This window comes from Lysobacter enzymogenes (assembly GCF_017168095.1).
Lineage (GTDB): Bacteria > Pseudomonadota > Gammaproteobacteria > Xanthomonadales > Xanthomonadaceae > Lysobacter > Lysobacter enzymogenes_D.
Genome location: NZ_LXSD01000541.1, coordinates 1 through 9861, shown reverse-complemented (window position 1 = coordinate 9861; position 9861 = coordinate 1). Strand labels below are relative to the sequence as shown.

Genomic DNA, 9861 nt, shown 5'->3' with positions numbered 1-9861 from the left:
GCAGCGCCCGTGTTCGCGTCCGGCCCCGCACCGGCCAGCGCCTTCAGCCGCGCCGCCTGCGTCCACGCCGCCTGCAGGCGCACGAACGCGACCCGGTGCGCGGTCGCGCGCGCCAGCCAGGCGTCGAGCTCGGCCTGCGCCGCAGCTGGCCACTCGCCGCTTTCGCGGCGGGCCAGCCATTGCGCGGCGATGTGTTCAATCTCCCTGCTGGCCGCCATATCCCTGATTCCCGTCGTCCGCCGCGATCCGCCGCGCGCGTGCGTACGCGGCCGCGGCGGCCTCCTCGTCCCTGCCCGTCGCCTCGCCGCCGAAGTAGTGCTCGGCCAGCAGGCGCATGCCCTTGGCGATCTGCTTCTCCACGGTCTTCTCGGTGATGCCCATGCGCTGCGCCACCTGTTTCTGCGGCAGTTCCTCGACCCGGCGCAACCACACCGCCTCACGGCAGCGTTCGGGCAGACGGTCGAAGGCCTCGGCCAGGCGGCGCAGGTTCTGGCGCGCGCCGAGCCGGCGCTCGGGCGAGCACTCGTCTATCAAGACGTTCAAGGACTCGAAATCACCCACCGGCTCGATCGACACCACCCGCCCGCGGCGCAGGCGGTCGGTCATCAGGTGGCGGGCGGTGGCGAACAGGAACGACTTGGGCTGGTGCGGGCGGGCCTTGCCGGCCGCTTCGTACACGCGCACATAGACTTCCTGGCGCAGGTCGTGGACCTCGTCCGGATGCGGCCAGGCCCGGCGCAGATACTGCACCAGCGCCGCCTCGTGGCTCAGGATGTCGGCGGCGAACCACGCGTCCAGATCGTTGTCCATGCGCCGACATTAGCCCAGCCCCGCGCGCCGCGCATCCGGCCGGCGCGATGCGCGCGGCGATGGGGGATCGCGCCGCCCTGCTTCGTCGTGATGTACAGATCCCGTTTCGGAGAGCGTGCGATGCGCAGTTCGTCGATGTGGTCCCTGGCCGCGCTGCGGCGCAAGACCCTGGCCGGGCTGTGGCTGGCCGCGGGCCTGGCGTTCGCCGGCCTGAACGCGCAGGCGCAGGCGCCTGCCGACGGCGCCGACCCAGCGCAGCGCGACGGCTACCGCTATTACGACATCGGCCGCACCGACGCGCCGCGTCCGCAGCCCACCCGCGCCGGGCTGATGCTGGTCGGCGGCGGCGAATGGCCGCGCGAGGCGTTCGCCTGGATGGCCGAACGCGCCGGCCACGGCCGCATCGTGATCCTGCGCGCGTCCGGCACGGTCGAGGCGCAGAACGAATTCTTCCACGACATCGGCGGCATCACCGGCGCGCAGACCCTGGTGTTCCAGGACCGCCGCGCCGCCAGCGACCCGCAGGTGCTCGACATCGTGCGCCGCGCCGACGGCATCTTCATCGCCGGCGGCGACCAGTCGCGCTACGTGCGCTACTGGAAGGACACGCCGCTGGCGCGCGCGCTCGACGCGCACGTGCGCGCGGGCAAGCCGATCGGCGGCACCAGCGCCGGGCTGGCGATCCTGGGCGCGTATTCCTACGGCGCGATGGACGGCGGCAGCGTGGTCTCGCAAGCCGCGCTGGAAGACCCGGCCGGGCCCAAGCTGACCATGGTCGACGACTTCCTGCACCTGCCCTACCTGCACAACGTCATCACCGACAGCCACTTCGGCAAGCGCCAGCGGCTGGGCCGGCTGATCGCGTTCCTGGCGCGGCTGTCCAGCGAATACGGCCGCCGCGACCTGGTCGGCCTGGGCGTGGACGAGTACACCGCGCTGTGCATCGATGCGCACGGCGAAGGCAGCGTGTTCAGCGGCAACGGCGGCAAGGTCTGGCTGGTCAAGCCGCGCCAGCCGGCGCAGACCTTCGCCCAGGGCGAACCGCTGAGCCAGCGCGCGGTGCCGGTGATCGGCGTCGGCGAAGGCAGCGTGCTGCGCATGCGCGATTTCAAGGTCGAGCGGCCGGCGTTCGTCGAGCTTTATGATGTCGAGTCCGGGCAGCTGATCCTGCGCGAGGGCCCCGCCGACGGCGACGCCGCGCGCGACGCCCTGCGGCTGCCGAACTTGTCTTATGGAGCCGATGATGACGAACTCGTTGCGCCGTAACCTGCACCGCGCCTGCTGCGCGTTTGCTTTGGGATCGATCGCGCTGGCGCCGGCGGCCTGGGCCGCCGAGGCGGGCAAGCCCGCCGCGGCCAAGCCCGCTGTCGCCAAGCCCGCTGCCGCCAAACCCGTCCTGGTGATCCACGGCGGCGCCGGCGTCGAACGCGCCGGCTTGAGCGAACAGGATCAGAAAGACGCGCGCGCCGCGCTGGAAAGCGCGCTGCGCGCCGGCCACGCCGCGCTCGCCGCGGGCAAGCCGGCGCTGGACGCGGTCAGCGCGGCGATCGTGGTGCTGGAAGACGCGCCGATGTTCAATGCCGGCCGCGGCGCGGTGTTCACCCACGACGGCAAGAACGAACTCGACTCGGCGCTGATGGACGGCGCCAGCGGCCGCGCCGGCGCGGTCGCCGGCGTGCACCGGGTCAAGAACCCGATCGTGCTGGCGCGCGCGGTGATGGAAAAATCCAGGCACGTGATGCTGGTCGGCGACGGCGCGGAAGCCTTCGCCAAGGAAGCCGGCGTGACCTTGGTCGCCCCGTCCTACTTCCGCACCGAAAAGCGCTGGCAGCAATTGCAGAAGGCGCTCAAGGAAGAAGCCTCGGGCCAGGCCCACGCCGACCTGGAAACCGCCAGGCACTTCGGCACCGTCGGCGCGGTCGCGCTCGATGCCGAAGGCCGCCTCGCCGCGGGCACCTCCACCGGCGGCATGACCAACAAGCGCTACGGCCGCGTCGGCGATTCGCCGATCATCGGCGCCGGCACCTATGCCGATGCGCGCTGCGCGGTGTCGGGCACCGGCTGGGGCGAGTACTACATCCGCGCGGTGGCTGCGCACGAGATCTGCGCGCGCATGCGCTACGCCGGCCAGAGCGTGCGCGAAGCGGCCGAGGGCGTGATCGACCGCGACATCCCCGCCGCCGGCGGCGACGGCGGCGCGATCGTGCTCGGCGCCAACGGCGAGTTCGCCCTGCCGTTCAACACCGAAGGCATGTACCGCGGCTGGATCGGCGCCGACGGCGTGCCGCACGTGGCGCTGTTCAAGGACGAGGCGCTGGCCGAACCGGCCGGGCGCTGAAGCCCCCGCCATCCGCGCTGCCGCAACTCCCCCTGTAGGAGCGGCGCAAGCCGCGACCGCGACACCGCAGCTACGGCGCGACCGGCGACCCCGCGGTCGCGGCTCGCGCCGCTCCCACAGGGCGCGGCCGCGAGCGGCGCGGCGGCCGTGTGCGCTCCTGCATCGCCTCAGCGATGCGCCATGCGCAACTGGTTGACCATCACCTGCAGCTTGTCGCGCGGCATCGCGTTGATGAAGTCGATGGCCTCCTGCCCTTCCAGCGGCTTGCCGGCGCCGATGCGGTTGTCGCGCGCCGCCTCCATGATCAACGGCACCGTCGGCACCGCCAGGTAGTACTCGTCCTCGCCCTGGTCGCTGAGCACCGCCGCGGCATCGGCATCGAAGCCGGCGCTCTGCAGGAACTTGATCGAGCCCTCGACCTTGCCCTGCTTGTCGCGGTAATCGCCCAGCGAGGCCTGGCCGAACACCGACACACCGATCATCACCGAACCGACCAGCGCGCCGACCGGGCCGGTCGACACCGCCATGATCACCGTGCCGGTGGCGCCGAGCCCGTACAGACCGGCCTCCACGCCCTTGAGCGGACGGTCCGACAGCAGCGCGTCGACCAGCTTGGCCACGTCGCCCACCGCCGACACCACGCCGAGCACCTTGTTGACGTTCTCGAAGCGCTTGAGCCCGCCCTCCAGCGCTTCCATCGCCGCCGGCGAATTGCGGTCGACCGCTTGCGCGGCGGGGTTGGTCAGCAGATCGCGCGCGTCTTTCACCAATCCGGCGGCATCGCCGAACGCGGCGATCTGGTTGGCCCAGGTCGGATCGTCGATGGCGTCGGCGGTGGACTTGCCGAACGCCAGGCCGGCCGCGGCCACGCCGAGCGCGCGGAAGGTGATGCCGGCCGGCTCCTTCGCGCCAAAGCCCTCGATGCCCTGCAGCTCGGTGTGGAAGCGGTTGAGCTGGGTCGCCATCGCCTGGGTGTCGCCGGCGGGCACGTCGAGCAGCTTCTCAAGCTCGCCGATCGCCCGCCCATATTGCTCGGCGTCCTTGCCCAACGCGCCGGCGTACTGACGGCTCAGCGCCTGCAAGCGGGTCTTGCCGTCGGCGATGCTGGCCGGATCGGCCGGATCGACATCGGCGAACACGCTCATCGCGTTCTGGTTGATCGCCTGGCTGGACAGGCGCTTGAGGTACTCGGCGCCTTCCTTCGACACCTTGGTGGTGTCGAACAGCGCCGCGGTCGAATCGGCGTCGGCGCCGACCAGGAAGCGGTCGTCGCTGCCGGCGGCGAGGCCGAACGCCTGCAAGGTATCGTCGTCGTTGGCGATGGCCTTGATCTGGTCCATCAGCTGCGGATTGGTCGCCTTCACCTCGGCCGGCAGCGCGTTCAAGCCGCCGAGCGTCTGCTGCAACAAACGCCCGTCGGCGGCGAGGCTCTTCTCCAGCGACTGGTACTTGCTCAGCCAATCCGGATCGTCCTTGCCCTTGGCGGCGAGATAATCGTTGACCGCCTTGTTCAACTGTTCCGGCGGCAGCCCTTCGGAGTACTTCAGCAGGCGCGACAGCTCGCCCATCATCTCCTTGTAGTCGCCGAGATTGCCTTCGATGCGCTGCTGCAGCAGCTCGGCGCCGTGGCTCACGCCGCCGAGGAACGCGCCGGCGAGTTCGTTCTCGCCCTTGGCCTGCAACTGCCTGGCCATGTCCAGCGCCAGGCCGGGGCCGATGCCGTCGCGGATCGCGTTGGCGATGTTCTCCTGGAACGGGATGCCCTGCCCGCGCCAGTCGCCGGAATGAGCGACGTAGGACGCGGCGATGTCCGAACGCAGGCTCAGCCCCGCGGGCGAATCGCCGAGCGCTTCGGCGACCTTGGCCATATTGGCGTAAGAAGTGCCGCCGAACTTCTCGCCGGCGTACATCGGCTTGACCTCGGTGATGCGCATCACCGTGTCGATGTTCTGCGTCACCACCGCCTGGGCCAGCTCGGGCGGCAAGCCGTCGACCAGTTCGGCCAGGCGCCTGGACGCTTCGTTGGCCGGCTCCCTCAGCGCCTTGGGATCGCCGCCGCCGTCCACGCCCTTGAACGGCTCGGCCACATACGGCTCGATCTTCTCGTTGATGAGCTTGCCCAGCTCGACGCTGGTCGACAGCCGCTCGCGCGCTTCGGGCGAAATCTTCGACCACTGGTCCTTGAGGATGTTGACCACCGACTTCGGATCGCCGGCGTTGGCCACCATCACCGTGAACTCGACTTCGTGGTCGATGCGGATGTCCTGGCTGACCGCCTCGATGCCGGCGCGCGCGGCCGGGTTGTCGGCGTAGCGGTCGGCGATGCTGCGGCCGTAGGCGTCGATGGCGTTGGCGTCGTACACCGCGCCGGTCGGGCGCGCGTCGAATTCGGCCTGATAGCGCGCCTGCATTTCCGCCTTCACCGCCGCCTTGAGTTCGGCGCGGGTCTGCGGCGTGGAACCGGCCGCATCGGCCTGCACCGCAGTGTCCACGCGCTGCACTTCCGGCGACTTGGCCGGCGCGCCGGGCGCTTGTTCGGTGTAGGCGACGGTCTGCACCTGCGGGTCGTCGGCTTCAGCTGGCGGCAGTTCGATCTGCGTGTCCGGATACAGCGCGTCCCAGTTCAGCACCTGCGGATTGGCGTCCTTGATGCGCTGCTCGTACAGCGCCTGCGGCACCGTGCCGCGATACTGCGCGGCGATCTGCGGCAGGGTCTCATCGCGGGCGATGGTGTGCACCGGCGGCACCGGCCTGGGCTGCGCGGCCAGCTGCTGGACGGTGCGCGAGACCGAATCGAGGAAGCTGAAGAGGGACATGGCGGAGCTCCGGAGTCGACCCGCCGACCCTAGCACCGGCACCGCCGCGGCGATGCTGGGGAAGGCCCCAGGGTCGCGGCTTTCGCCGACGAAAACCCGTATTCATGAAGCCAAACGATGATTCGCGCACAACCGCCGCTGCGGCCGGGCATGCAGGCCCCGCGTGGCTCAGCGCTGCCGCGCCAGGCGACGCGCGGCGGCGGCGCCGTTCAATTCGCGCAACGCGTCCTTGCCGTTCCAGCGCGGCGCGGCCTGCGCGGATGCGGCCAGCCGCGTCGCCGTCCGCAGCGCCGCCGCATGCAGCGCCGCGTTGCGCTTGCCGATCGAGCGCAGCGCCCAGTTGACCGCCTTCTTGACGAAGTTGCGCTCGTCGAAGGCATAGGCCTCGACCAGCTCCAGGCCGCGCAGGAAGTCGGTGTCGCCGGCCTGCTTGTCGTGCACGCTCTTGCTCGCCAGCAGCGCGAACGCGGCGCGGCGGACGAATTCGTCTTCGCGCCTGGCCCATTGCTCGATCTTGCGCCAGGCCAGCGGGCTGCGGTCGAACAGGGCGAAGCAGACGGTGTCGCACACCGCCCAGTTGTCGAAATCGCGCGCCCAGCGATCCATCTGCGCGGCGGTCACCGCGGCCGGGTCGTCGACATAGGCGGCGAGCAGGCGCGCCTCGTACCAACCGGTGTCCCACAAGGCTTCGGCTAGCGCATGATCGCGGCCCAGGCGTTTGGCCACGGCCTGGATCTTGGCCATCGGCACGCCGAAGGCGCGTTCGTTCGGGATCGCGAAGCGGGCCATGCCGTCGCGGTAGTCGGTGCTGGCCGCGGCGCGCAGCGCGTCCAGCGCCTGCGCCGAACGTTGCGCCAGCGGCAGCGCGGCGAATGCGGCCTGCGCGGCCTTGCGTTCGCCGGCCGGCGACGACGGCTTGGACGCGGATTTCGCCGCGACCTTCTTCGCTGGCGCTTTCTTCGCGGCGACCTGCTTCGTCGCCGCGCCCGCAGCGTGCGCGATCGCATCGGTGGTGGCGGTTCGGGCCACGGCGGCCTCCCGGTTCGGCGCGGCCGGCAACGAAAGGGCCGCGGCGCCAATGTATCCATCGGCGCCGCGGCCCGCTATCGCTACAACCATCGAATCGACTGTCGGTCGGACGATTCAGACGATCCAGTCGATCCAGATCAAGCCTTCGGTTCGGGCTTGGGCGGCAGCATCAGGCTGGCCGCGACCGACGTGCCGATGATCGCGGCCACGCCGAGCAGCGACACCAGGATCGGGATCTTGTACACGTCGATCAGCAGCATCTTCGCGCCGATGAACACCAGCACCGCGGCCAGGCCGTACGGCAGCAGGTGGAAGCGGTCGGCCATGCCCTGCAGCAGGAAGAACATCGCGCGCAGGCCCAGCACCGCGAACACGTTCGAGGTCAGCACGATGAACGGATCGGCGGTGATGGCGAAGATCGCCGGGATCGAGTCGACCGCGAAGATCACGTCGGTCACGCCGATCAGCGCGATCACCGCGAACAGCGGGGTGAACCAGCGCTTGCCGTCGCGCATGATCGACAGCTTGCTGTCGTGGTAGTCGTCGGTCAGGCGCAGATGGCCGCGCATCCACTTGAGCACCGGGTTCTGCTCCAGGTCCGGGCTCTTGCCCGCGGCCATCAGCATCTTGATGCCGGTGAAGACCAGGAACGCGCCGAACACGTACAAGATCCAGTGGAACTTGGCCAGCAGCAGCGCGCCGGCGAAGATCAGGATCGAACGCAGCACGATCGCGCCGAGGATGCCGATCACCAGCACGCGCTGGCGCTGCTCCTCCGGCACCGCGAAGTAGGAGAACAGCATCAGGAACACGAAGATGTTGTCGACCGCGAGCGATTTCTCGACCAGGTAGCCGGTCAGGAACTCCAGGCCGATGCGGTTGCCGACTTCGGCGCCCGACTCGCGGCTCACGTACCACCACAGCGCCGCGTTGAACGCGAACGCCAGGGCGATCCAGCCCACGCTCCACCACGCCGCTTCCTTGAACGTGACCTTGTGCGGCCCGCCGTGGCGCATCAGCACCAGATCGACGAGCAGCGCGACGACGACGAAGGCGGCGAACGCGCCCCACAGCATCGGACTGCCGATGGTTTCCATTTGACTCTCCCGCAAGACGATTGGAGGCGCGCACGCGCCGGTTTCGAGGCCGCAGGCCGCGAAGCGTCGTCCGGAGGGAATTCGGGAGACATGCCTTCGCCGCTGCGGCGAAGGTCTTGCTCGCATCCGCACGACCGTTCGGTGGTCCGGACACCTGTCGCACCGGGGCGGTGAGCCCGTAGTGACGGCGACGACAGCGGGAGCTACTCCCCTTCTGCCGCGAACGATAGCACGGTTGCCGCTGAACTGCCGTTCAGCTTGGGCCGGATCGCGGCGTGGCGCCGATGGCCCCGTGTAGGAGCGGCGCGAGCCGCGACTGCGGGGTAGCCGGTCGCGTCGTAGGCGCGGTGGCGCGGTCGCGGCTCGCGCCGCTCCTACAGGGGAATCGCGTGAGGACGATCAGGTCGGGCGGCTGCGGTAGACGGCGACCGTCGCGATCCGCGGCAGGTCGTAAGCGTGCTCGATCGTCAACCGCAGGCGCTGCGCGCGCACGGGTTCGAACCGCTCCAGGCGCTTGTGGCCGATGGTCGAGCCCCAGGCGATCGTCCGCCAGCCGCCATCGCGCCAGATCTCAAAACGATGATCGGCCACGTGCTGGCCGTGGGCGATCGCTTCCTGCAAGCACAACAAATCGAACTCGACCGCCTCGCCCAGTTCGAACTCCAGCCACGCCTCGCGCGCATCGGCCTGCCAGAACGAATCCGCGTCGCCGTCGAGCGCGCGCGCGGGCGCCGCGCCGCCGCTGGCGCGCACGCGCGCGCCGGCCAATCGATTGCCGCCGGCGAACAGCGCCTCGCGCTTGCGTGCGAACTCGACCAGGCGGGCGACGTCGGTGTCGTGGAAGCGCCCCGCGCGCGTCGGCGGCACGTTGAGCAGCAGCTTGCTGTTGCGTCCGACCGAACTGCAGTACAGATCGAGCAGGTTGTCGGCGCTGCGCACCTTGGCGTCCTCGGCCGCATGCCAGAACCAGCCGGGGCGGATCGACACGTCGGTCTCGCCCGGCCGCCACGCGCTGCCGTGCGGGTCGCCCTGCTGCAGCGCTTCGCCGACCCAGGGCCGGTCGTAGCCGGGATACGGCACCCGCGACGGGTCCACCGTCGCCCAGCAGGTGCTACCGGCGACGCCGCGCTCGTTGCCGATCCAGCGCACGTCGGGGCCGGCGTCGGAAAAGATCACCGCCTCGGACTGCAACCTGCGCACGGTGCGGTGGATGCGCGGCCAGTCGTAGGCCTGGCGCCGCCCGTTCGGGCCTTCGCCGTTGGCGCCGTCGAACCACACCTCGACCACCGGGCCGTAATGCGTCAGCAGTTCGGTGAGCTGGGCGATGTAGAAATCGTCGTAGGCGCGGCCGCTGCCGTAGCGCGGTTCGTGCCGGTCCCACGGCGACAGATAGAAGCCGACGCCGAGGCCTTCGCCGCGGCAGGCGTCGACGAACTCGCGCACCACGTCGCCGCGGCCGTCGCGCCACGGACTGCTGCGCACGCTGTGCGCGGTGGTCGCGGTCGGCCAAAGGCAGAAGCCGTCGTGATGCTTGGCGGTGAGGATCAAACTGCGGAAGCCGCCGGCCTTGGCCGCGCGCGCCCATTGCCGCGCATCGAGGTCGGTCGGCGCGAACACGCGCGGGCTTTCGTCGCCCTCGCCCCACTCGCGGTCGGTGTAGGTATTGACGGTGTAGTGGACGAACAACGCGAGCTCTTCGCGTTGCCAGGCCAGTTGCTGCGGCGTGGGCCGCGGGCGCGCGGCGGGCGGCGCGGCGGCGACGGCGGCGTTG

8 protein-coding genes are annotated in these 9861 nt (G+C 70.4%); 2 read left to right on the top strand and 6 right to left on the bottom strand.

Annotated elements, in window-relative coordinates; genetic code table 11:
• Positions 1-218, bottom strand: a 218-nt coding sequence (locus A7A76_RS21520) for a DUF4880 domain-containing protein (protein WP_206413223.1), incomplete at its 3' end; no start/stop codon positions are given.
• Entirely contained in the window at positions 196-810 is a 615-nt protein-coding gene (locus A7A76_RS21515) for an RNA polymerase sigma factor (protein WP_206413222.1), read from the bottom strand. The genes A7A76_RS21520 and A7A76_RS21515, both read right to left, overlap by 23 nt.
• A gap of 120 nt (positions 811-930) precedes the next feature.
• On the opposite strand from A7A76_RS21515, the gene A7A76_RS21510 reads away from it, so the two are divergent.
• Entirely contained in the window at positions 931-2076 is a 1146-nt protein-coding gene (locus tag A7A76_RS21510) for a cyanophycinase (RefSeq protein ID WP_241201108.1), read from the top strand.
• Positions 2054-3148, top strand: a complete 1095-nt coding sequence (locus tag A7A76_RS21505; protein ID WP_206413221.1) for an isoaspartyl peptidase/L-asparaginase family protein — start codon at positions 2054-2056, stop codon at positions 3146-3148. The genes A7A76_RS21510 and A7A76_RS21505 overlap by 23 nt, the downstream gene beginning before the upstream one ends.
• Positions 3149-3315: 167 nt before the next feature.
• Here A7A76_RS21505 and A7A76_RS21500 read toward each other — a convergent pair whose 3' ends face one another.
• The 4 genes from A7A76_RS21500 to A7A76_RS21485 all read right to left on the bottom strand — a co-directional run.
• Positions 3316-5964 carry a LysM peptidoglycan-binding domain-containing protein gene (locus A7A76_RS21500; RefSeq protein WP_206413220.1) on the bottom strand — a complete coding sequence of 883 codons (2649 nt, stop codon included), beginning with the start codon at positions 5962-5964 and terminating at the stop codon, positions 3316-3318.
• Positions 5965-6132: 168 nt separating this feature from the next.
• Positions 6133-6993: a DNA alkylation repair protein gene (locus A7A76_RS21495; RefSeq protein WP_206413219.1), complete on the bottom strand. Its 861-nt coding sequence runs from the start codon at positions 6991-6993 to the stop codon at positions 6133-6135.
• 137 nt (positions 6994-7130) lie between these two features.
• Positions 7131-8090: a TerC family protein gene (locus A7A76_RS21490; RefSeq protein ID WP_206413218.1), complete on the bottom strand. Its 960-nt coding sequence runs from the start codon at positions 8088-8090 to the stop codon at positions 7131-7133.
• A gap of 399 nt (positions 8091-8489) precedes the next feature.
• Positions 8490-9861, bottom strand: a 1372-nt coding sequence (locus tag A7A76_RS21485; RefSeq protein WP_206413217.1) for an alpha-L-fucosidase, incomplete at its 5' end; no start/stop codon positions are given.

Bases quoted from the DNA above. Each gene is read 5' to 3' on its own strand.
- A7A76_RS21515 (WP_206413222.1), bottom strand. From the start codon at position 810: ATGGACAACGATCTGGACGCGTGGTTCGCCGCCGACATCCTGAGCCAC.
- A7A76_RS21510 (WP_241201108.1), top strand. From the start codon at position 931: ATGCGCAGTTCGTCGATGTGGTCCCTGGCCGCGCTGCGGCGCAAGACC.
- A7A76_RS21505 (WP_206413221.1), top strand. From the start codon at position 2,054: ATGACGAACTCGTTGCGCCGTAACCTGCACCGCGCCTGCTGCGCGTTT.
- A7A76_RS21500 (WP_206413220.1), bottom strand. From the start codon at position 5,964: ATGTCCCTCTTCAGCTTCCTCGATTCGGTCTCGCGCACCGTCCAGCAG.
- A7A76_RS21490 (WP_206413218.1), bottom strand. From the start codon at position 8,090: ATGGAAACCATCGGCAGTCCGATGCTGTGGGGCGCGTTCGCCGCCTTC.